The sequence below is a fragment of the Psychroserpens sp. BH13MA-6 genome (assembly GCF_052983595.1).
Map to the genome: position 1 here is coordinate 488,442 of NZ_JBRJGE010000002.1, position 23,393 is coordinate 511,834.

At 36.3% G+C, this 23,393-nt stretch carries 23 protein-coding genes; 14 read left to right on the top strand and 9 right to left on the bottom strand.

What is annotated here, in order from left to right; all coding sequences use genetic code 11:
- The first annotated feature begins 203 nt into the window (after positions 1 to 203).
- The 8 genes from ACU8DI_RS06730 to ACU8DI_RS06765 all read left to right on the top strand — a co-directional run bounded on the left by ACU8DI_RS06730 (position 204) and on the right by ACU8DI_RS06765 (position 8,705).
- Positions 204 to 3,047, top strand: a complete 2,844-nt coding sequence (locus ACU8DI_RS06730; RefSeq protein ID WP_447111993.1) for a M16 family metallopeptidase — start codon at positions 204 to 206, stop codon at positions 3,045 to 3,047.
- A 120-nt stretch (positions 3,048 to 3,167) separates the two neighbouring features.
- Entirely contained in the window at positions 3,168 to 3,932 is a 765-nt protein-coding gene (locus ACU8DI_RS06735; protein ID WP_447111994.1) for a ParA family protein, read from the top strand.
- Complete coding sequence (locus ACU8DI_RS06740; RefSeq protein WP_447111995.1) at positions 3,932 to 4,831, top strand: ParB/RepB/Spo0J family partition protein; 900 nt, start codon at positions 3,932 to 3,934, stop codon at positions 4,829 to 4,831. The genes ACU8DI_RS06735 and ACU8DI_RS06740 overlap by 1 nt, the downstream gene beginning before the upstream one ends.
- Positions 4,821 to 5,420, top strand: a complete 600-nt coding sequence (locus tag ACU8DI_RS06745) for a DUF5683 domain-containing protein (protein WP_447111996.1) — start codon at positions 4,821 to 4,823, stop codon at positions 5,418 to 5,420. Before ACU8DI_RS06740 ends, ACU8DI_RS06745 begins: the two co-directional genes overlap by 11 nt.
- A 3-nt stretch (positions 5,421 to 5,423) precedes the next feature.
- Positions 5,424 to 6,125: a 4-hydroxy-tetrahydrodipicolinate reductase gene (gene dapB, locus ACU8DI_RS06750; RefSeq protein ID WP_447111997.1), complete on the top strand. Its 702-nt coding sequence runs from the start codon at positions 5,424 to 5,426 to the stop codon at positions 6,123 to 6,125.
- Between the two features lie 60 nt (positions 6,126 to 6,185).
- Positions 6,186 to 7,772, top strand: coding sequence for a signal peptidase I (gene lepB, locus ACU8DI_RS06755; protein ID WP_447111998.1), 1,587 nt, complete (start codon positions 6,186 to 6,188; stop codon positions 7,770 to 7,772).
- A gap of 4 nt (positions 7,773 to 7,776) precedes the next feature.
- Positions 7,777 to 8,400: a WbqC family protein gene (locus ACU8DI_RS06760; protein ID WP_447111999.1), complete on the top strand. Its 624-nt coding sequence runs from the start codon at positions 7,777 to 7,779 to the stop codon at positions 8,398 to 8,400.
- Positions 8,397 to 8,705 carry a DUF6122 family protein gene (locus tag ACU8DI_RS06765; RefSeq protein WP_447112000.1) on the top strand — a complete coding sequence of 103 codons (309 nt, stop codon included), beginning with the start codon at positions 8,397 to 8,399 and terminating at the stop codon, positions 8,703 to 8,705. Before ACU8DI_RS06760 ends, ACU8DI_RS06765 begins: the two co-directional genes overlap by 4 nt.
- Here the strand turns inward: ACU8DI_RS06765 and ACU8DI_RS06770 are convergent, their stop codons facing one another.
- From ACU8DI_RS06770 to ACU8DI_RS06790, 5 genes are read right to left on the bottom strand one after another with little or no spacing between them, the layout of a single operon-like run.
- Positions 8,706 to 9,731, bottom strand: coding sequence for an endonuclease/exonuclease/phosphatase family protein (locus ACU8DI_RS06770; RefSeq protein WP_447112001.1), 1,026 nt, complete (start codon positions 9,729 to 9,731; stop codon positions 8,706 to 8,708).
- 6 nt (positions 9,732 to 9,737) lie between these two features.
- Positions 9,738 to 10,616 (bottom strand): rhomboid family intramembrane serine protease, encoded by an 879-nt coding sequence (locus ACU8DI_RS06775; protein WP_447112002.1) that lies wholly within the window; start codon positions 10,614 to 10,616, stop codon positions 9,738 to 9,740.
- Positions 10,613 to 11,368, bottom strand: a complete 756-nt coding sequence (locus tag ACU8DI_RS06780) for a rhomboid family intramembrane serine protease (protein WP_447112003.1) — start codon at positions 11,366 to 11,368, stop codon at positions 10,613 to 10,615. Before ACU8DI_RS06780 ends, ACU8DI_RS06775 begins: the two co-directional genes overlap by 4 nt.
- Positions 11,369 to 11,371: 3 nt before the next feature.
- Complete coding sequence (gene mutL / locus ACU8DI_RS06785) at positions 11,372 to 13,231, bottom strand: DNA mismatch repair endonuclease MutL (RefSeq protein ID WP_447112004.1); 1,860 nt, start codon at positions 13,229 to 13,231, stop codon at positions 11,372 to 11,374.
- Positions 13,231 to 13,518: a riboflavin synthase subunit beta gene (locus ACU8DI_RS06790; RefSeq protein ID WP_447112005.1), complete on the bottom strand. Its 288-nt coding sequence runs from the start codon at positions 13,516 to 13,518 to the stop codon at positions 13,231 to 13,233. The genes mutL and ACU8DI_RS06790 overlap by 1 nt, the downstream gene beginning before the upstream one ends.
- A gap of 39 nt (positions 13,519 to 13,557) precedes the next feature.
- Here ACU8DI_RS06790 and ACU8DI_RS06795 point away from each other — a divergent pair, with 39 nt between their 5' ends.
- Positions 13,558 to 13,698: a hypothetical protein gene (locus ACU8DI_RS06795; protein WP_447112006.1), complete on the top strand. Its 141-nt coding sequence runs from the start codon at positions 13,558 to 13,560 to the stop codon at positions 13,696 to 13,698.
- 189 nt (positions 13,699 to 13,887) lie between these two features.
- Here the strand turns inward: ACU8DI_RS06795 and ribH are convergent, their stop codons facing one another.
- Positions 13,888 to 14,373, bottom strand: a complete 486-nt coding sequence (gene ribH / locus ACU8DI_RS06800) for a 6,7-dimethyl-8-ribityllumazine synthase (protein ID WP_447112007.1) — start codon at positions 14,371 to 14,373, stop codon at positions 13,888 to 13,890.
- Between the two features lie 7 nt (positions 14,374 to 14,380).
- Positions 14,381 to 15,154, bottom strand: a complete 774-nt coding sequence (locus tag ACU8DI_RS06805; RefSeq protein WP_447112008.1) for a tetratricopeptide repeat protein — start codon at positions 15,152 to 15,154, stop codon at positions 14,381 to 14,383.
- Positions 15,155 to 15,275: 121 nt separating this feature from the next.
- Here ACU8DI_RS06805 and recF point away from each other — a divergent pair, with 121 nt between their 5' ends.
- The 5 genes from recF to ACU8DI_RS06830 are packed head-to-tail and all read left to right on the top strand — an operon-like array spanning position 15,276 to position 19,870.
- Positions 15,276 to 16,355, top strand: a complete 1,080-nt coding sequence (recF, locus tag ACU8DI_RS06810) for a DNA replication/repair protein RecF (protein ID WP_447112009.1) — start codon at positions 15,276 to 15,278, stop codon at positions 16,353 to 16,355.
- A complete protein-coding gene (locus ACU8DI_RS06815) occupies positions 16,352 to 16,771 on the top strand; it encodes a hypothetical protein (RefSeq protein ID WP_447112010.1) in 420 nt (139 codons plus the stop codon). Before recF ends, ACU8DI_RS06815 begins: the two co-directional genes overlap by 4 nt.
- On the top strand, positions 16,771 to 17,067 hold the full coding sequence (locus tag ACU8DI_RS06820) for a DUF721 domain-containing protein (RefSeq protein WP_447112011.1): 297 nt from the start codon (positions 16,771 to 16,773) through the stop codon (positions 17,065 to 17,067). The genes ACU8DI_RS06815 and ACU8DI_RS06820 overlap by 1 nt, the downstream gene beginning before the upstream one ends.
- 30 nt (positions 17,068 to 17,097) lie before the next feature.
- Positions 17,098 to 19,512, top strand: a complete 2,415-nt coding sequence (locus ACU8DI_RS06825; protein ID WP_447112012.1) for a penicillin acylase family protein — start codon at positions 17,098 to 17,100, stop codon at positions 19,510 to 19,512.
- A gap of 1 nt (position 19,513) precedes the next feature.
- Positions 19,514 to 19,870 carry a hypothetical protein gene (locus ACU8DI_RS06830; RefSeq protein WP_447112013.1) on the top strand — a complete coding sequence of 119 codons (357 nt, stop codon included), beginning with the start codon at positions 19,514 to 19,516 and terminating at the stop codon, positions 19,868 to 19,870.
- A 76-nt stretch (positions 19,871 to 19,946) separates the two neighbouring features.
- Here ACU8DI_RS06830 and ACU8DI_RS06835 read toward each other — a convergent pair whose 3' ends face one another.
- Entirely contained in the window at positions 19,947 to 22,535 is a 2,589-nt protein-coding gene (locus ACU8DI_RS06835) for a proprotein convertase P-domain-containing protein (RefSeq protein ID WP_447112014.1), read from the bottom strand.
- A gap of 381 nt (positions 22,536 to 22,916) precedes the next feature.
- Positions 22,917 to 23,336, bottom strand: coding sequence for a nucleoside-diphosphate kinase (locus ACU8DI_RS06840; protein WP_447112015.1), 420 nt, complete (start codon positions 23,334 to 23,336; stop codon positions 22,917 to 22,919).
- Positions 23,337 to 23,393: the final 57 nt, after the last annotated feature.

A 23,393-nucleotide genomic window follows, 5' to 3' on the forward strand; every position in this document is an offset into this window, starting at 1 on the left:
TCGGATGTCGATTAATGATGTGATGCTAAGTTATTTTTAGATTTTTAACCGTCATATGTAGGATATTTCGTTAAAACCTGTTAAACTTCTTTTAATCAAGCGATTGTTTCTATACTTTGAGCTATCTATCAATAGATTTTTTTCAAAGAATGATCTATTGTGTTGAATGTACACATTCATTTCACTAATAAAACGCTTTAAATATGATTACAAAACCATCAAAATTAAGCATGTTCCTCATGCTAATGGCAACCATATTTGCCTTCAATTCTTTCGCCCAAGAATTATCTGAAGTTTCAAAGGAAATTTCAGTGAATGAAAAAATTCCATTTAATCCAGAAGTAAAAACGGGTACCTTGAGTAATGGTCTCACCTATTACATCAAAAATAATGGAAAACCAGAAAACAAAGTCGAATTGCGACTTGTCGTAAAAGCCGGTTCTATCTTAGAGGATGAAGATCAACGTGGTCTTGCTCATTTTATGGAACATATGAATTTCAATGGGACCAAAAACTTTAAGAAAAATGAGCTTGTCGATTACTTACAAAGTATTGGTGTCAAGTTTGGCGCACACTTAAACGCGTATACAAGCTTTGACGAAACCGTCTATATTTTACCAATTCCCAGCGAAGATCCGGAAAAGTTGGAGAAAGGGTTTCAAATTCTAGAGGACTGGGCGCATAACGCCCTTCTAACAGACGAAGAAATCGACAATGAGCGTGGTGTTGTTTTAGAAGAATACCGCTTAGGCAAAGGCGCCAATGAGCGTATGATGCAGAAGTATTTGCCAAAAATGCTTTATGGCTCTAAATATGCGGATCGCCTACCAATTGGAACTAAAGAGAATCTTGAAACTTTTGATTATGAAAGTTTACGACGCTTTTATAAGGACTGGTATCGTCCAGATTTAATGGCTGTGATGGCTGTTGGTGATGTGGATGTTGAAACTTTAGAGGCTAAAATCAAATCGCACTTTGGAAATATTCCAGCACCAAAAAATCCTAAACCACGACAAGAGTTTGATTTACCAAATCATGAAGAAACCTTAATCGCCATCGAATCTGATAAAGAAGCGTCATTTTCTCAAGTGCAAGTGATGTTTAAAGATAAAGACAATGCAGAAGCAGACAAGACATTAAAAGATTACAGACATTCTATCGTTCAGAATCTGTTTTCGCAAATGATTAACAATCGTTTAGATGAAATTAGAAACGGTGAAAATCCGCCTTTTGTATTTGGATCTAGTTATTACGGCGGAACTTATGCTAAAAACAAAAATGCGTATCAATCGTTTGCTATGACCAAAGAAACAGGGCAAATGGAAGCCTTAGAAACCTTATTGAAGGAAAACATGCGTGTCAAACAACACGGTTTTTTTGAAGGCGAATTTGAACGTGCTAAAAAAGATATTTTAGCGCGCATGGAAAAAAGCTATAAAGACAGAGATAAAATGGAATCCAATAGAGTGATTGGTGAATATGTGAGACATTTTCTAGAAAATGAACCGATGCCAGGCATTGCATGGGAATTTAATTTTTATCAACAGCAATTACCGACAATCCAATTAGAAGAAGTGAATGCCCTTATCTCCGACTATATTAAAGATGAGAATCGTGTCATTATTTTAACAGGTCCAGAAAAAGAAGGCTTGGAGAAAGTTACTGAAACCGAAGTGAAAAACATACTTGAATCAATAGAAACTCAAGAATTAGAGCCTTACAAAGATGAGGCCGTCGCCACAAGTTTAATGACGACTATGCCAACACCTGGAAGTATTTCTAATTATGAAGTCAATGATAAATTAGGAACAACGACCTTAACGTTGAGTAATGGTGCTAAAGTCACCTATAAAGTGACCGATTTCAAAAATGATGAAATCTTATTTGATGCCTACAGCTACGGAGGAACATCTCTTTATTCTATTGAAGACTACAAAGCGACTGTTAATGCTAATGGTGGTTTAGCAGAAGCTGGTGTTAATGGATTCGACAAAGTGGAATTAGGAAAAATGATGTCTGGTAAAATTGTAAGGGTTAGACCGAGTATTGGTACTTATAGTGAAGGGTTTTCAGGGGCTGCATCTCCAAAAGACTTTGAAGATTTATTCCAATTAGTTCATCTGTACTTCACAGCATTAAATAAAGATGAGAAAGCGTTCAATTCATTTAAGGAGAAGCAAAAATCCTTTTTAGGAAATATGATGTCTAATCCGCAGACCTACTTTTCAGTGAAAATGGGTGAATTTATGTATGGTGATAATCCGAGATATACAGGATTCCCTACTCCTGAAAAAATGGATGCTGCCGATTATGATTTGGCTTACGAGAAATATCAAGAACGATTTGCAGACGCTGGTGATTTTCATTTTTATTTCGTGGGAAATATCGATGAAAAGCAATTAGTAACCTATGTGAGCAAGTACATCGCGAGTTTGCCTGGAAAAAACTCGAATGAAATGTATGAAGTGACAGATTTCAGACCACTTACAGGACAACATGAAAAAATTATAGAAAAAGGGAAAGACCCTAAAAGTTCTGTAGGTATTACGTTTCATGGTGCCACAGATTACGATCCAAAAGAGGCCTTTGCTTTACAAACCTTGGGTGAAATATTAACCATTAAATTAATTGAACAGTTGCGAGAAGAAGAAGGCGGTGTTTATGGTGCTGGTGCTAGAGGAAGTATTAGTAAAATGCCTTATGCTTGGTATCGTTTTACAATTAATTTTCCTTGCGGTCCTGAAAACGTCGATAAACTGAAAAATGCAGCCTTAGCAGAAGTTGATAAATTGGTGACTGATGGTCCTACACAAAAAGACTTAGACAAGGTCAAGGAATCGTACATCTTGGAACACAAAGAAGATATGAAAGAGAACCGTTTTTGGCTACGTACCCTTAAAAATGCTGATTATGAGAAAAAGGATGCGACGAAAATATTAGAGTTTGAAGATAGCGTTAATGAGTTATCAACGGACTATCTACAAGAAGTCGCAAAGAAATACTTGTCGGGCGATTATATTATCGGAATTCACAACCCTGAATCCTGATAAAAAACGCCTTAAAATTAGAAAAGCAGCTGTTAAAAGCTGCTTTTTTTGTTAACAACTTCCATTTCCAAAAGTCGTAAATAATCGTATTTTTACAATCCAATAAAACCAAATCATTTAATGGGTAAAATCATTGCAATTGCCAATCAAAAAGGTGGTGTCGGTAAAACAACCACTTCCGTTAACTTAGCAGCATCACTCGGTGTACTCGAGAAAAAAGTACTTCTTATAGATGCCGATCCTCAAGCCAATGCGACTTCTGGATTGGGTATCGATGTTGAACAAGTAAACATTGGAACCTACCAATTACTAGAACATACGGCTTCAGCTGAAGAATCAATTATAAAAACAGATTCCCCAAATGTCGATATCATTCCTGCACATATCGATTTGGTGGCGATTGAAATAGAATTAGTAGACAAGGATGAGCGTGAGTATATGCTTCAAAAAGCCATAGCGCATTTAAAATCAGCCTACGATTACATTCTGATCGATTGTGCGCCTTCTTTAGGCTTGTTAACCTTAAATGCATTAACCGCATCAGATGCTGTGATTATTCCAATTCAGTGTGAGTATTTTGCACTAGAAGGCTTAGGAAAATTATTGAATACGATCAAAAGTGTTCAGAAAATCCATAATACCAATCTCGATATTGAAGGCATGTTGCTCACCATGTTTGATCAAAGATTACGTTTATCAAATCAGGTTGTAGAAGAAGTACAAAAGCATTTCAGCGATATGGTTTTTGAGACTATTATTCAAAGAAATGTCCGACTGGGTGAAGCGCCTAGTTATGGTGAAAGCATCATAAAATATGATGTAAGCAGTAAAGGTGCCACAAATTATTTAAGTTTGGCAAAGGAAATCATAAATAAGAATTCATAATGGCGAAGGCAACAAAAAAACAGGCATTGGGTAGAGGGTTATCTGCATTGTTGAAAGACCCATCCAATGATATTAAATCAGCACAAGATAAACACGCAGATACAATTATTGGGAATATTGTGGAACTGGACATTGATGCCATTGAAATTAACCCGTTTCAGCCACGTACCAATTTTAATGAAGAAACCTTACGGGAATTAGCTTCCTCCATAAAGGAATTAGGAGTCATTCAGCCAATTACGGTTCGAAAATTAGAATTCAATAAATTTCAATTGGTCTCAGGAGAACGTCGTTTTAGAGCGTCTAAACTTATTGGCCTCACAACAATTCCAGCGTATATTAGAATAGCCAATGACCAAGAATCCTTGGAAATGGCCTTAGTTGAAAATATTCAGCGTCAAGATTTAGATCCTATTGAAATTGCACTCTCGTACCAACGCCTTATAGATGAAATTGCTTTAACTCAAGAACAAATGAGTGAACGTGTTGGTAAAAAACGATCAACCATTGCCAACTATTTGCGATTATTAAAACTAGATCCCATCATTCAAACGGGAATGAGAGATGGATTTATTAGTATGGGACACGGTAGAGCGATCATTAATATCGAAGATCAAAGCGAACAATTGGATATTTATGAGAAAATAATCACTGATAAACTGTCGGTGCGAGCCACAGAAGCTTTGGTGAAAAATCATCAAAATCCAACAGCCTCCAAAAGCGCGGAATCGAAGCCTTTACCTAAATTTGTTAAAAAAGGTATAAAAGAATTTTCAGAATACTTCGGACATAAAATTAGCGTTAAAGTATCTAAGAATGGAAAAGGACAAATCACCATTCCTTTTCATTCTGAAGAAGATTTCAATCGCATAAAAAAATTGGTTCAAAGTGCTAAATAAGTGTATTCTTACTTGTGTCTTCTCTTTACTGTTCTTAGGAGTTTCCTTAGCGCAAGAAGATAATAAATCAGATGAAGTGGACACGAGTTTAATGGTCGTTAAGGATTCTGTTTCCACTAAAAAAAGAGAACCTATTAATGTCTTAGCGCCATCTAAAGCAGCCTTTTACTCTGCTGTATTACCCGGACTTGGTCAGGCTTACAACAAAAAATATTGGAAAATACCTTTAGTATATGCAGCGATCGGAATTCCTGTATATTTCTATATTCAAAATGACAAGGATTATGATTTGTATAGGGATGCTTACAGAAAACGATTGGCAGGCTTTGTTCAAGGATCTGAGGGCGACCCATTCCCAAACGTTTCTAATGACGGTCTCATTAGAGCTCAACAACAATTACGACGTAATAAGGAATTAGCCTTGCTATTGACTATTGGTATGTATGCCCTAAATATCGTCGATGCGAACGTAGATGCACATTTATTACAGTTCAACGTGGATGAAGATTTATCGTTACGGCCGCATTTTAAATACAATCAAATGGAAAACACGTCTGATTTAGGCCTAACGCTTAATTTTAAATTCTAAGGTATGAGAGTGGCAATTCTAGGTTATGGCAAAATGGGAAAAGAAATAGAGCAAATTGCTTTAGAACGTGGACATGACATTGCTATTAAAGTGTCTAGTGACACCAAAAGTTTTTCTCTCAACAACTGTGATGTGGCTATCGATTTCAGTTTACCGTCAACTGCTGTTGCCAATATTTCGAGATGTTTAGAAGAAGGCGTGCCCGTGATTTCAGGAACCACAGGTTGGTTAGATGCCTATGATGATATCGTAGCCAAATGTAAATCAGTAAACGGCACATTTTTATACGCTTCCAATTTCAGTTTAGGGGTCAATATCTTCTTTGAATTAAATCGAAACCTCACTGAGCTTTTAAATAAATTCCCACAGTATATCCCAAGTATTGAAGAAATTCATCACACTCAAAAATTAGATGCTCCTAGTGGAACAGCCATCTCTTTAGCTAAAGACATTATAAAGCATTCTTCCTATAAAAATTGGACTTTAGAAGCTCCGAAGCAAGACGAGATTGGCATTGTAGCCAAGCGTATTTCGCAAGTACCCGGAACACATGAAGTGAATTTTGATTCTGAAGTCGATAGTATTCAAATTAAGCATACGGCACACAGTAGAAAAGGATTTGCACTCGGTGCTGTTATCGCTTCGGAATTTATTCATGATAAAAAAGGCGTATTTACTATGAAAGACGTCCTAAATATTAGTTAATTTGCAATATTATTCTAATGTTTACAATAGTTTTCAATTTCATAACACAAAAGTAAGATTATGACTATCACACAGTGGTTACTATTTATCCTCATCATACAAGTCATTCATGGACTAGCAACGTGGAAACTCTACATTAAAGCTGGACGTCAAGCGTGGGAAGCCTTTGTGCCAATTTACAATGCCGTAGTTCTCATGAAGATCATAAATCGCCCATGGTGGTGGACGATATTATTATTTGTACCAATTGTGAACCTGATTATGCTTCCTGTAGTATGGGTTGAAACAGCTCGTAGTTTTGGTAAAAATCAATATTTAGATACCTTCTTAGCGATCGTGTCTTTAGGTTTCTATAATTTTTACTTAAACTATGTAGCCGATGTCTCTTATGTTGAAAATCGTGATCTACATCCGAAATCGAGTTCTGGTGACTGGGTAAGTTCCATCTTATTCGCTATTGTAGCAGCAACGATTGTACACACCTATTTCATTCAACCATTTACAATTCCTAGTTCTTCTTTGGAAAAATCCTTATTGGTAGGAGACTTCCTGTTTGTTAGTAAATTTCATTATGGTGCCAGAGTTCCCATGACAACCGTAGCAACACCAATGGTTCATGACACCATTCCTGGTTTGAATGTCAAGTCTTACCTTTTTAATGACAATTATGAAAAGCGAAAAACGGCATGGAAGAACAAGTTACAATTGCCTTACATGAGGTTACCTGGTTTTGAATCTATTGATCGCAATGACATTGTGGTCTTTAATCAACCTGCCGATACCTTATTGGACATGAATGATTTCAATCCAGATCGGAATTATTATAAGCCTATAGATAAGAAAACTAATTTGGTTAAACGCTGTGTTGGTATTCCTGGTGACTCGCTCGAAGTTAGAGATGGCTATGTATATATTAACGGTGAGAAAAATGCGTTACCAGATAGGGCTAAATTACAATTCTCCTATGCTATTGAGTTAAAAGGCACGTATACAGGAGAACAAATTATGAATGCGCTACAGCGCTACGATATCACCGATACACCTTATCAAATAGGCGAATCTACGATTGTGGTTCAAGCCACTGTGGACGCTGCTGAAAAAGCTAAAAATCATCCTAATTTTGCGAGTGTGACCCGTCGCGTCATTCCCAAAGGTGAGGATGGAAATTTATTTCCACGAGCCGCTCAATTTCCGTGGAATTACGATAATTTTGGACCCATTTATATTCCGAAAGAAGGTGAAACTGTTCAACTTAATATGGAAGTTTTGCCGCTTTATAAAAGGCTCATTTCAGAATATGAAGGTAATAAAGTGACAACCAAAGGTAATCAGATTCTTATAAATGATACTCCAGCAACGTCCTATACTTTCAAACAGAACTATTATTGGATGATGGGAGACAATAGAGATAATTCCATTGATGCTAGAGCTTGGGGTTATGTGCCATTTGACCATGTGGTTGGGAAACCTGTATTTATTTGGATGAGCTGGGACGGACTTAAAAATCCGCGTTGGGATCGTTGGTTTACGACCGTTGGAGGTAGCGGTAAACGCACCTCATATCTCATTCCATTTTTGATTCTTTTGGGTGCTTGGCTAGTTTTTAATTCTTGGAGAAAGAAAAAGAAAGCTAACAAGGAGTCTTAATGCAATGAACCTTTTAATTCATCCAACATACTTTCCAAATGTGGCACATTTCGTAGCGATGTTACAAGCGGACCACGTTGTATTTGAAGTATGTGATAACTACCAAAAACAAACCTATCGCAATCGGACGTCCATTTATGGCGCCAATGGTAAATTGGATTTAAATGTTCCTGTGGTTTACTCTCAAAAGAACCGACAACTTTCTTCGGAGGTGCTCATTCACAATGATGACCCATGGCAATTACAACATCTTAAATCCCTAGAATCTGCCTATCGGATGTCGCCATTTTATGAATTTTACATAGATGACCTTATGCCGTTATTTGAAACAGACTTTAGTCATATCATGGCATTAAACTTTCAGAGTATTCAAATTATTTTTGATTGCTTACAACTCCCATTCGATTATTCAAAATCCTTAGTTTTTGACAAAGCGGCCAAAGATCATGTCGATGCGAGGGACTTAACCAATTGTAGAAAGGAAATACAGCAGACGTTTAAACCGTATGCGCAAGTCTTCGATCAAAAGCATGGATTCTTATCGAATTTGAGTATTTTGGATTTACTTTTCAATGAAGGTCCAAATACCGAACTCTATCTGAGAGATCAAAATCTGATGCTAAAATGATGCAACCTATTGTTCATTATGGCACTCATTTTTTGCTACCGCTAATCATAGCCTACCTCTTTTATAAGTCGTCATGGAAACGCGCTTATCTGATAATGCTTTTAGCATTTGTGATTGATTTGGACCATTTGTTGGCAACACCACTTTTTGATCCAAATAGGTGTAGTATCAATTTTCATCCACTTCACTCCTATTATGCGTTTGCCGCTTACCTGCTTTTAACCCTAATAAAAAAGACCAGAATTATTGGTTTGGGTTTACTGATTCATTTGTTAGCAGACCAATTTGATTGTTGGATGATGTAGTTATTTAAGTTTCAATTTTGCCATGATCGGATAATGATCAGAATAGGTCACATCGAAGGTTTTAAAGCCATTTATATCGAATTCTGTATCATCCACCAACACGAAATCTATACGTACTGGAAAAAACTTAAAATCGAAAGTTCGTCCAAATCCATTCCCAGCCTGAACAAACGCATCTTTTAAATTGTCTCCTTTAATTTCCTTGTAGATATAAGAATATGCGGTATTATTGAAATCACCTAATAGCACACTTTTATAAGGACATTTGGCCTTGTGTTCTAAGAATTGTTCCACTTGTGATTGTTGCATTTTAAAAGTTGTACTTATTCGCTTTATGAGATTTTCTGATTTCTCTTTTGCCAAGTTTTCAACATTAGAATCTATCCGAAGGGATTCAAAATGCAAATTGTATATTCTAACGGTATCAGAATGTATGATGACATCCGCAAAAATGGCGTTATTGGACGTATTTGGAAATTCTATAGAACCTGAATTTATTATGGGAAATTTTGTAAATATAGCTTGTCCACTTTTAAACTTATGTCCTGTGAGTTTTTCAACCTTGTGATAACCTTTTAGTTGAATCTCATCGTCTCTTTTGTATTCCTGCATACACAGAATATCAGGATTTTTTTCAGAAATAAAATTTGAAATATTTGCTTTAGTATTCGGATCGTCAATCCAATCAAATAAGTTAAATAATCGCACATTGTAGTTCATAACTGAAATATTATCAGCATGATCTATGTTTTTAGATGACGAGAATTTGTAGAGTGAAAACACATAATTGAGTCCGATAATCAACACAAAAAAAGATAAGAGCAATTGCTTTTTAACTTTGAGTAACCAATAAATAAAAAATAAAATGTTGATTAATATGAGAAAAGGTACAGCCAAACTCAAGACAGAGAGAAATGCGAAACGCTGTGGTGGCATATAAGGAAGAATGTAAGATAACAGCAACGCAAATGCCATCAATGAATTGATGAAGAATATTAGTTTTTCATAACGCTTTAGTTGACGCATGTTCTGTTAATCCTTTCCTGCCTTAAATAAAAATGCTTTTTCTTCCTTGGTTAAACTGTCATAACCACTTTTACTAATTTTATCTAGAATGAGGTCCACTTTTTTCTGATTGTTAAACTCATAAAACTCATCTTTATTATGGCCAGCATATGACTTCTTTTTGTTCTTATGAACCGTTTTTAAGGTCGACTTTGGTTTGAACCAATTCGCTATATAATCCATAATTTTACCAAAACCTGAACCAATGTCGTTGCCACTAAAAAGCTGCTTAGCGTAAAAATAACCAAGCAAACTACCGCCTAAATGAGCAATCCTACCACCTTGATTAATGCCACTAAATAAACCTATTAAATCGAAGACAACAATGGCAACACCAATATACCAGAGCTTTATACTTAATGTAAAAAAGCGCGCCTCTCGGTTCGGCATATAAGCACAAATAAATATTAGTAAGGCATTCACACCTGCTGATGCACCTACTAAAGAACCAACGCTGGCTCCAAAAATTCCAGGAAATAGATTATACATCAATAGATACGCTAAACCACCACAAATAATACCTAGAAAATAAATATTCAGGGATTGTTTCGATGGAAATAGATTCACCATGGTTCTCGAAACAAAATATAAAATCAACATGTTAAAAGCTAAGTGCAACAAGCCATAGTGAGCAAATCCGTAAGTAATTATTGTCCAAGGTTTTACAATAAATGCCAAGGCCTCATTGGGAAGCTCTAACCATTTCAAACTAGTTTCATTTGGTAATCGTCGAATCACACCTAACAACCAACCAACCATATAAATGAGGACATTGACAGCGATAATTTTTTCAAAAACATTTAAGTTTTTAAACTTTTCCTTGATGTCGTATGTTAAACTCGTCATCGGTCCCAGCGATTTTTATTAAACTGATTTTTCTTCCAATACCACATGATGAGAAATCCTGTGATTGCGCCACCAACGTGTGCCATGTAGGCTGTATTACTAGGGCTAAAAAACGATTGACCCGTTAATGCCGAAATAATGTCTAAAACGATTATGCCAGGAATAAAATATTTAGCTTTTACAGGAATTGGCAAGAAAATGAGCATCAATTTAGCCTCAGGATTCATCATCCCAAAAGCAGCTAAAATGCCCATAATACATCCGGAAGCTCCGACCATTGATGCATTATAAATTGGAAAAGCTTGTTTTAACATCGCTAATTGCTCAGAAGACACGTTGCCAACTGTTGAATTGCTAGTGAACATTTCAACAAGACTAGCTTCTGACAAACCACTAGCAAGAAGTTCTTCGTGTAAAGGCACATAATTGAAATAATAATACCCTAACTGAAAAAGCACAGCTCCTAACCCAGCAGATATATAAATAAATAAAAATTTCTTAGACCCTAATTGGCTTTCTACGGCTGTTCCAAACATCCATAAGGCAAACATATTAAAGAATAAATGGCCAATACCACCATGCATAAACATGTGAGTAAAAATTTGCCATGGTTCGAATAAACTATTTTCAGGAAAATACAGGGCAAACCATTGATTAAACAATTGACCATTTCCTATGGTCACTGTACCAATGAACATAATCACATTAATAATGATTAAATGTTTAACTGTATCTGTGATACCTCTTATCATATGTTACATAAATTTTTTATCAAAGTCATCAACGCTCATGGTAACGAAGGTGACTTTATTGTTTGGTGACACGGATGGTTCTTTACAGGCGAATAAACTATTCACGAGATGCTCTTGCTCCATTGCAGATAGCGACTGACCTGTTTTAATAGCTAAGCTCTTCGACATCGATTTTGCTAATAAATCTGTAGCACTAAAATTACTATCAGGCACCTCCTGCTGCACATCACTTATTAATTGCTCTAAGATAATCGACACTTCACTTTCTGGAACATTCACAGGCACACCAGTAATTTCTAGCTGCTCCGTATCAAAGGATGAAAAAATAAATCCGGTATGCTCCAGATCTTCTTTAAGTTGTGTCAATACGTCCATTTCTGAAGCAGAAAACTCTAAAGTTAGTGGAAACAATAACTGCTGACTCACCGCTTCCTTGACCGTTAAATGCTTTAAAAAACCTTCGTATAGGACACGTTGATGAGCACGATGCTGATCTAAAATCATCATTCCAGATTTTATGGTACTAATGATATATTTATTATGAAGCTGATAGGTGGTCTGATTACTTGTTATATCTTTGTCTTCAGCAAAAAGCGTATTGCTTTCAGGTTCACTTTCAAATTCCATATTGCTAAAGGAATGTTCGTTTTTAGTTCCCTTAGACTCTAATCCTACATACAGGCTCTCCCATTGGGCTGCAGATGCTTTTCTAGACATGTGAGCTACTTGTCCTGACCTTGATACTTGCTGTTCTTCTTTAAAAGGATTGAATGAACGATCCACTTCAACCGTTGGATTTGCTACACGCATATCCTTATATCCATAAGGCGTATCTAAATTATTATCGCGATCAAAGTCCAAAACTGGTGCAATATTAAATTGCCCAAGACTATGCTTCACCGATGATCTTAAAATGGCGTAGAGCGTATGCTCATCGTCAAATTTAATTTCTGTTTTTGTCGGGTGAATATTGATATCAATCGATTTGGGATCCACAGTCAAGTTTAAAAAATAGCTGGGATAACTACCCTTTTTGATAAGGCCTTCATAAGCTGAATTAATGGCATGGTTGAGGTAGGCGCTTTTGATAAATCGATTATTGACAAAGAAAAATTGTTCATTTTTAGAACGCTTGGCAAACTCTGGTTTTCCTACAAATCCTGAAATTTTCAAAACTTCTGTCTCCTCCTCCACTGGGACCAACTTTTCGTTACTTTTTGTACCAAAAATATGTACGATACGCTGCCTGTAATTACCAACAGGTAGGTTAAAACTTTCACTCCCATTGTGAAACATGACAAATGCAATGTCCGGATGTGCCAGAGCGACACGATGAAACTCATCAATAATATGTCTGAGCTCTACCGTTTGTGATTTCAAAAAATTACGTCGTGCTGGTATGTTGAAAAATAAATTTTTCACAGACAGTGAAGTCCCATCAGGTGTTACTGCCACTTCTTGGTTTTTAATCACACTGCCTTCAATTTCAATGAGTGTGCCTAACTCTTCAGTAGCTTGTTTGGTTTTGAGTTCTACATGAGCAATCGCAGCAATACTAGCCAATGCTTCGCCTCGAAAACCTTTTGTATGAAGACTAAATAAATCTTCAGCAGAACGTATTTTAGAGGTGGCATGTCGTTCAAAACTCAACCGAGCATCCGTAGGACTCATGCCCTTACCATTGTCAATAACTTGAATTAAGGTCTTACCAGCATCTTTTACTATCAGTTTTATGGTAGTGGATCCAGCATCAATGGCATTCTCCAAAAGTTCCTTGACAACCGATGCTGGTCGTTGTACAACTTCACCTGCCGCGATTTGGTTAGCAACATGATCTGGTAGCAATTGAATGATGTCTGCCATTAGCTATTTGTAGAGAATATGGATAAATCGAAACCTATAATAAACAAAAAGACTAAAATCAAAATACCAACAATAATCATGACACGACGGTTCGCACCACTATTATCTTTATTGTATTTATAATCATCGATAGCGTTGTTCAATTTCGTTTTTATACCACGATTACTTCCCGCAGTCACGCGATATTCATCAAACTTGTGCTTGAGTTCAAAAGGACTGCCTTCGCCCTTATAATAACGTGGCTGATAACTATATTTTTTGTTTTTTCTTGTACTTAAAATTCCCATAATGCTAAGATGTTTCGTAGTGCGTTAAAATAAACCATAATGCAATTATCATACCTAAACCAACCAACAGTAAAACGAGCGATGGACTACGCTTACTTTTACGCCTTAAAGTATCCCATTGTGATTGGATATTCTCGTCATCATTTTTGGATTCCCGAAGGTGTCTTGGTATGTATTTAAAACGTTTAGGTTTTCGTTGTTGAAACAAACTCACGGCTCAACTAGTCTTTGTTAAGTTCAAAAGTACAGAATTTACAAGGAAATTTAGGCTAGTAATTCCTAAAAATTGTTAACAAACATGGGTTGTTTGTGAAATAAGACTGTCTGTAAGTTCAGTGATTGAAACGCGTTAAAAATTCGCAGTTTAAGTTAACCTAACCGACGCAAATCTGCCATTTTGATAGCAGCAATAGCAGCTTCCGTACCTTTATTACCATGCTTACCTCCAGATCTATCAATGGATTGCTGCATGGTATTATCGGTAAGTAAACAAAAAATAACAGGTGTATCGGATATGACATTTAAGTCTTTAATACCTTGGGTCACACCTTCACATACGAAATCAAAATGTTTAGTTTCGCCTTGAATCACACAGCCAATAGCAATAACAGCATCTACGTTTTGCTCAATCATTTTTTTGCTTCCGTAGATGAGCTCGAAACTTCCGGGAACATCCCATTTGATAATGTTTTCAGATAATGCACCACAATCTATAAGCGCATCGTAAGCACCCTTGAATAGACCGTCTGTGATGGTATCATTCCATTCAGAAACAACAATCCCAAACCGAAAGTCCTTCGCGTTTGGGATTGTGTTTTTATCGTAATTGGATAAATTATGATTAGCAGTTGCCATAATTCAATTAATTACCAGCTTCTGCCTTACCAATAAAAGTATCTATGTTCGTGGCTTGATCAGACTCTGAAAATTCAGATTTGATTCTTTTATAATATGTTAAGGCAACATCGGTCTTTCCTAAAGTTTGTGCCACGTTGGCCGCTTTAAATAAATACATCGGTGTTGTATAGTCATTAGTAGAAGCTTTAATCGCTTGCTCATAATAACCTAAGGCATCTTCTAACTGATTTAATTGAACAAATGCATCACCAATTCCGCCTTTAGCAATCGGTCCCAATACATTATCATCGGTACTGAAATCACTTAAATATTTCACCGCATTCTCATAATTCTTGGTATTGAGATATGCCATTCCTGCATAATAATTAGCTAAGTTTCCAGCAGGTGTACTTCCGTATTTCTCAACAATATCAACCATACCATACTTTCCTTCTCCACCTTTAAGCGCCAAATTATACAAGGAATCTTTCTCAGTTCCTGTCACAGCTTCATTAAAATATTTTTGTGCTGTGTACATTTCATTCATTGCCTCTTCAGCTTTTGGCTCAGCAATAAATTTATTGTAACCCAAATATCCAAGAACAATAACAGCTGCCAAACCAATGATTACAAAAATCCCTTTTTGGTTTCTAGCTACAAAGTCCTCAGCTTTATTTGCTCCTTCATCTAAGGTGTTGAATACTTCAGCGGTTGTAGATTCTTGTTCTAAAACGTCAATCTTTTCTCCTTTTTCCTTGATAGGCTTTGGTTTGTATCCTCTTTTCTTATAGGTTGCCATAATTCTGTATTTGTGCCCGCAAAAATAAAATTTTTATTGGGATTTAAAAGGTAAATTATTTGTTATTTTTACTTCCGCTAACAATAAACATCTCCAAAATAAGAATATTCCTATTAGTTTTATGATTTTAAACACGTTAAGCTTAGTTAATTACAAAAATTTTGAAAGTCAGGATTTTGAATTTGATGCTAAAATTAACTGTTTTGTTGGTTCTAATGGTGTCGGTAAGACCAATGCTTTAGATGCCATATATCATTTATCCTTCGGAAAAAGCTACTTTAATCCTATCGCTGTTCAAAATATCAAACATGATGAGGATTTTTTTGTAGTAGACGGTATTTTCAATAAAAATGATAAAACCGAAAAAATTGTAGTCTCGTTGAAACGTGGTCAGAAAAAAATGATCAAGCGCAACGGAAAGGCTTATGACAAATTTAGTGACCACATTGGTTTTATTCCATTGGTCATCATTTCACCTGCCGATCGCGACCTGATTATTGAAGGTAGTGACACCAGAAGAAAATTTATTGATAGTGTTATTTCACAAAGTGATAAAGTTTACCTCAATCAGCTTATTAATTACAACAAAGTGTTATCCCAACGAAATGCCTTACTTAAGTATTTTGCACTTAACAACACGTTTAATAGGCAAACCTTAGAGGTTTATAATGAGCAACTGCATACCTATGGTACTGAGATCTTCAAAACACGTGATGCTTTTTTACAAACCTTCATTCCTATTTTTAAAGAACGTTATCACGCCATAAGCAATCACAAGGAAGCGGTTGATCTTGTGTATAAAAGCGATCTTTTTGACGATGAATTGAAAAATTTACTTTCCAAAAACATCAATAAGGATAAGGCATTACAATATACCAGCGTTGGTACACACAAAGATGATTTGATATTTCAAATTGAATCGTATCCCATTAAAAAATTTGGTAGTCAAGGACAACAAAAGTCCTTTTTAATTGCTTTAAAATTGGCACAATTCGATTTTATCAAACAACAAAGTGGTGTCACACCGTTATTGCTATTGGATGATATTTTTGATAAATTAGATGAAAATCGGGTGGCACAAATTATCAGTTTGGTAGATAATGATGATTTTGGTCAGCTTTTTATAAGCGATACGCATGCTGAACGTACAGAAGATATAGTAAAGCAAATTCATCAATCATATAAGATTTTCAAACTATGAAAAAAGGTCTGCTCATTATCGTACTTTCAATATGCTGGAGCTGTTCCACTAACCCTGAAACGTTCATACCGCATATAGAAGGTTATTGGGAAATTGAAGAAGTGACACTTCAAGATGGAAATAAACGCAGCTATGGTTATAACAACACCGTAGATTATATAGAAATTACGGATAGCCTGAATGGTTTCAGAAAAAAACTCAAGCCCAATTTATACGGTCAATTCGAAACCTCAAATAGTAGTGAATCGTTTCAAATAAAAATTGAAAATGATAGTCTTAACCTCTATTATGAAACGCCGTTTTCAACATGGAAAGAAACCATTTTAGACGCAAGTGCTGAGCATTTACGTGTCATAAATAACACCAATAAAGATGTGTATCTTTATAAACGCTATGAACCTTTAAATCTAGAGTAATGGCCAAACGACATAATGATCATTTACCAATTAGTGATATTCTCAAAGAATTTGTTGAAACCAATAAGTTGCAATCCGGATTGGACAAAGTTGATGTACGTGATGCTTGGGCTAAAATGATGGGAAATGGTGTCAATAATTATACGTCGGAAGTCAAACTCGACAAAGACACGCTCTACGTATCACTAACCTCAAGTGTGCTTCGTGAAGAATTGAGTTATGGTAAGGAGAAAATCATGAGTATGTTAAATGAATCTATTGGAAAAGATGTCGTAAAAAAATTGGTGTTGCGATAATCACATCTTTAAAACTAGAAATACCACTTTATGAACTATTTGAAGTTAATTGTTACGCTACTGCTTACCCTTGTGGTATTTTATGTGTTAAATACAAAACTTGGCAGTATTCCTCCTATCGGAAAATTTCTTGATCCAGTTAATGGCATATGGCAAAACGATAAGGACGACAACATTTCTGGAGAAGTAGTAATCTCAGGATTATCCGCACCAGTGACGATTCATTACGATGCATTACTTATTCCGCATATTTTCGCGCAAAACAATGCTGATCTATATAAAGCACAAGGTTATATTACTGCGAAACACCGTTTATGGCAACTAGAATTTCAGACCTATGCTGCTGCTGGAAGAATTTCTGAAATCATTGGAGAAAAAGCCATCAACTATGACCGAGAAGAACGAAGACGTGGCATGGTCTATGGCGCAGAGCAATCTTTAAAAAAAATGACCGAGGATCCTGAAACGCTCGCTTATCTAGAAGCTTACAGAGATGGTGTTAATCATTATATTCAAAATTTGGACGAGAAAGACTTTCCTGTTGAATATAAGTTACTTGATTATAAACCTGAGCCATGGACCATTAAAAAGACGGCATTATTGCTCATGTATATGACTAAAATGTTGGCAAGTCGTGAGCATGATCTAGAGTATACAAATGCCCTACGTCTCTTCGGTAAAGAGCGATTTGACTTCTTATATCCAGATTTTTTTGATAGCAATGATCCCATTATTCCAAAGGATACAGACTGGAGTTTTATTGATACCACAATGTCTACATCGCCAAGCAATGTGCAAGCATTAGATACCATAAAAGAAACGATTAACAAGCCTCATCCAGACAATGGTAGTAATAATTGGGCTATTTCTCCAGATAAATCAGCTTCCGGTTATCCTTTGCTAGCGAATGATCCTCACTTGGGACTTAATTTGCCTTCCATTTGGTTTGTCATGCAATTAAGTACGCCAGAACACTCTGCTATGGGAGCTACATTACCTGGAGCTTTAGGTATTATTTCTGGATTTAATAACCACATTTCTTGGGGAGAAACAAACGCGACACGTGATGTTTTGGATTGGTACAAAATAGAATTTAAAGATGCGTCAAGACGCCAGTATAGGTATGATGGTGCGTGGAAAGATACGCATGTGCGAATTGAAGAAATTAAAGTGAAAGGGAGTCAAACAATTATGGATTCGGTTATTTATACCCATCATGGACCTGTAACCTATGATCATCAATTTAAGGGTGACAATCCATTAAAAGGTTATGCTATGAAATGGATTGGTCATGAAGGTGGTAATAACCAACGCCCTTTTTTAAAATTAAATAGCGCAAAAAACTATGACGATTATCTGAGTGCTATAAAAACCTACACGGCACCTTCACAAAACTTTGTTTTTGCTTCTACAGAGGGTGATATTGCTTTGTGGATTCAAGGCAAATTTCCTAATAAATGGGAAGGTCAAGGCAAATTTTTAATGGATGGCAGTGATCCTGATCATGATTGGCAAAGCTTTATACCGCAGGCCTATAATGCACATACTAAAAATCCTGAACGTGGTTTTGTGAGTTCGGCTAATCAGCACCCTGTAGATGAAAGCTATCCCTTTTATGTATTTAATGATGGTTATGAAACTTATCGAAACCGCGTGATTAATGAATTTTTAGATTCTAAAGACAAGATAACTGTTGATGATTTTAAAGATCTGCAAAACAACAACTTTAATTTAAAGGCTTCGGAATTACTACCTTATATTTTTGAAACGATGAATACCTCAGCATTAACCGAAGAGGAAAAAGAGATCTATCAACAAATACAGGCTTGGGATTTTAATAGTGATATCGATCAAATAGGTCCGAGTATATGGACGACTTGGTGGCGCAATTTATATGGCAAAGTTTGGGACGAATACGATGCAGAAAATATTGCACTAGACAAGCCTTTTACCTATCAAACCATTTATTTGCTCAAGAATCATCCTGACGACGAATTTATGGATATTATAGACACTCCAGAAGTTGAAACGGCTCAGGACTTATTCTTAATGTCTTTTAAGGAAACAGCAAAAACGCTCATGGAATGGAAAGCTCAGAATGGCCCCTATAATTGGAAAGCATATAAAGCCACATATGTTGGTCATTTGCTACAAGCATTACCTGCTTTTTCTCGTTTTGATCTTCCCATTGGAGGTGATAGGAATACAGTTAATGCTGCAGATAAAAATCATGGCCCATCTTGGCGTATGATTGTTGAAATGAGTACACCACCCAAAGCTTTAGGTATTTATCCTGGTGGTCAATCTGGAAATCCTGGAAGTTATTATTACGATAATTTTATTGATGATTGGGCGGTTGGGAATTATCACGAATTATTATTCCTGCAAAACGCCTCCAATACTGAAGATATCATATCAACGCAAGCTTTAATACCACTGAAATAAAATGAAAAAGACAATCGTAATTAATTTTTTAGTAACCATTCTTGTTGCCTTTATTTTATCTCAATTTTTACCTTGGTGGTCGGTAATGGTTGCCGGCTTTGTTTCGTCCTTATTTTTTAGTTTGAATCGACTATCAGTTTTTCTCGTTCCGTTTGTTGCTATTTTTTTGTTTTGGAGCATTTATGCATTCATTGTAAGCGTGAATAATGATTTTACGCTAGCTAAGAAAATTGCTGTTTTATTGCCACTACACGGAAATCCTTTTCTTTTAATTTTAGTCACTGGATTGATTGGTGGTATGGCAGCTGGTGTCTCTGCACTTCTTGGGAAGCAATGTAGTAGCTTGGTGAGAGGCTAGAAAAAAAGTAATTATTTGAAATAAAAAAGAGACCCAATTCTGGGTCTCTTTTCAATTAAATATGAATTGAATGCAATTAGTATGCTACAATCAATTTTTTAGTAACGACGCCTCTATTAGTAAGTACACGAACAAAGTACATACCATTAACAGCATTGCGTAGTTGCATCGTATGGTTTGGTTGTGTTAAATTCTCAATAGACTCTCGCGAAATCACATTTCCACTTAAGTCCATTATTTGAATATCTAAATCTTGGGAGATGTAATCTCTTAAATCTAAACTCACTTCATTGCTTCTAGTTGGGTTCGGGTGAATTGTAAAACTAGGAGCTAGACGCTCTGTAGATCCGCAAGACACATCAAACAACCAAGAATCTTGACTTCCACTAGCACACGATACTGAAAAGTCAGAATCAAACGTCACGTAAAGATCACCACTTGATCCTGTGAATGTTAATCCTGCCAATGTTGATGGCTCTTCAATATCACTATTGAAAAGAACTGTTCCAGAAGCATCAGCACCATCATAGATGATTAGGTCGTCGTAAGTACCTCCAGAGAAAGTATTTAGTTCAATGGAACCAGCTGTAAAACTCAAAGTTACAGGAGAGTCATCTCCAGAACTGAATAACCAAGAGAACAAATCATTACTATTATAACAGTACTCATATGATGAAGGACCATTTGCACAATCAATAATATTTACTGCATCCGGAGCTCCTAATGGTGCGTCTAAACAAGTTACGGATAATGTATAGATACCTTCATTCGTACCGAAACCAGTCACATAAATAAAGTATGTCTCACCATCTTCAGTTACAAACTCGACTTCTGAAGTCAATCCAGAACCTCCATCATCATCGCCATCAACACAATTAAGTGCATCACAGCTACCAGTAAACACACCTAATTTTGTATCATAATCAGATCCGTCCGTTGAAACTACTGCGCTAAATGCATTACCGTCTCCTGTAAATGTATACCAAGCACCACCTGCCGTTGTTAAAGTTGTACCACAGAATGGTACATTAGCTGAACTTGCTCCAACTGTCGAACCAGTGACTGATTCTCCACAGAATATCTCAACAGCCGAATTACAAGGATTCTCTTCAGTAGTAAAGCTAGTTTCTCCACAACCTTCAGCAGAACCGTTATCGTTATAAGGTGTCACCGTCACATAATAGGTGCTTTCAAATTCTAGATCATCTGGACTGTAAGATGTGCTTGTTCCAACATCTTCGTTATCAGCAATATCTGTTCCTCCAGGTGTAGATCCAACGGAAATAGTATAACCTAATATATACCCAGACCCTCCTGTCCACGAAATCTCTACACCAGTAGGTACATCAGTAGCACCATCAGCAGGTGTCACCACAACATCGCAAGCAGGAGCAGTATCACAAGTTGCACTACCACACTCTCCTAATATATCTCCGTGGTCAAGATGGCTTTGTACAGCACTAGGTGCAATACACAAGGTATTAAAGTCACCACTCAAAGTTCTGTGGCATACTAATACCTTTCCATTATTACTATTACCGCAAGTCACATCTACTGATACTACGGTTGTTTCATCAGAAGCCGTATCACCAACAGCATCTGTTACTGTTACAGAATAAACCGTTGTTTCTGTAGGGCATGCTGAAATAGTTGCCGTAGTTTCACCAGTACTCCATAAATAGGTATATGGTGCCACTCCATATTGAGGTTCTACAGTTAAATCTGTACAAGCACTTGGCTCGTAACCATAATAAACCGTATTACATTCGTCACCTGCAATATTAGCTGCCAATTGGCAAGATAAATTTAAAGTGTAATCTCCTGAAGCCGTACTAAAACCAGTAACATAAACATAATAGTTCTCGCCTACTTCCGTTGAGAAACTCAATGCAGAAGTCAAACCAGGACCTCCATCATCATTTCCAGCCACACATGATAAATTCAAGCAATCTCCTGAAAACACACCTAATTTAGTATCATAATCAGAACCAGCAGTTGTGACATCAATATCAATCACATCGCCTGTTCCTTCAAATAAATACCACACACCAGGTGCTGTGCTTAAGCTTGTGCCACAAAATGGTACACTTGACGCTGGTGCTCCAACCGTAGAACCAAAGACCGTTTCACCACAGGTTATTGGCTCTGCTAAATCACAAGGAAGTGCTGGTGCTTCACCAAAAGTGATTGACCAAGCCAAGACATTTCCTGTATCACCTCCAACGTCATCGCAAGCTCTTAATACCCAATCACCATTGGGTGCTGAGCCATAAAGTGAAGCCATACTTCCTTCAGGTAAATAGTTACCAGAGAATGGCCCAGTTCCAGATGTAATTGAACTAGTAGCAGACGCCGTAAAATTAGTATTAGTGTAATTGTTGGAAGAACCGCCATTGTCAGTAGACAGCTCTAGTTCTACACCATCTGGAGCGATGAGATAGATATCCAAATCTGCATTCCAAGTATGCTCAATGTTGATGGTTACGTCCGTCACTACATAACTCGGATCAACACCAGAAACAAAATTAGTAAACAGGTGGTTTTCGTTACAACTTGAATCTGGTATGGAGCCTGTGTTACCAGAAAAAGTTTGAGCGGAAATTGTTAGTGAAAACAAACACGTAAAGAACAATACCCCTCTAAAAAAAATGTTGGTTTTTTTCATAATTATTTAGTTATTATTAATAAAATGTAGGAGTTATAAACATGGGGTTGCTGTTCATAACAAAAGAAGAATAATACGAATGGTAGTTTTAGGGCTATTAGGACTTTATCAACAAGGCTTTCATTAAAATCAATAATTTATATAAAACTATAAGATATCGTTAATCAACTCGTTAATATGTTAAAAATATATATTTTTTTAATATAATTTTAACATATTAAAATCTAATAGATAATCGGTTTAATTTTTGGGTTGAGATGCAAATAAAATCGTTGAATGTCTATATTTATATCCTATGGAACAACCTTTTATTGGGAAGAAAAAACAAAAAAAAGCGCCACCAAAGTTGCGCTTTTAATACATATATATTGTAAGATGCTATTAGAACATTTCTCTACCAGAAAAATGAAAGGCACCTTCGATAGCAGCGTTTTCATCACTGTCACTGCCATGCACAGCGTTCTCACCGATAGAATCAGCGTATAATTTTCTGATAGTACCTTCGGCAGCTTCAGCAGGATTTGTTGCACCAATTAATGTTCTAAAATCTTCTACTGCGTTGTCTTTTTCTAAGATTGCAGCTACAATTGGTCCGCGTGTCATATATTCTACCAATTCTCCAAAGAAAGGTCTTTCCTTGTGGATTGCATAAAATTCCTCAGCATCCGCAGTCGTCATTTGTGTTAATTTCATTGCGACGATTCTAAAACCTGAAGCAGTGATTTTTTCTAAAATTGCACCAATATTCCCTTTTTCAACAGAATCTGGCTTAAGCATTGTAAATGTTCTATTTGTTGCCATTTGTTTATTTTAATTTGGGTGCAAAAGTAAGGTATTTAGAAACAAAAACAATAGAAA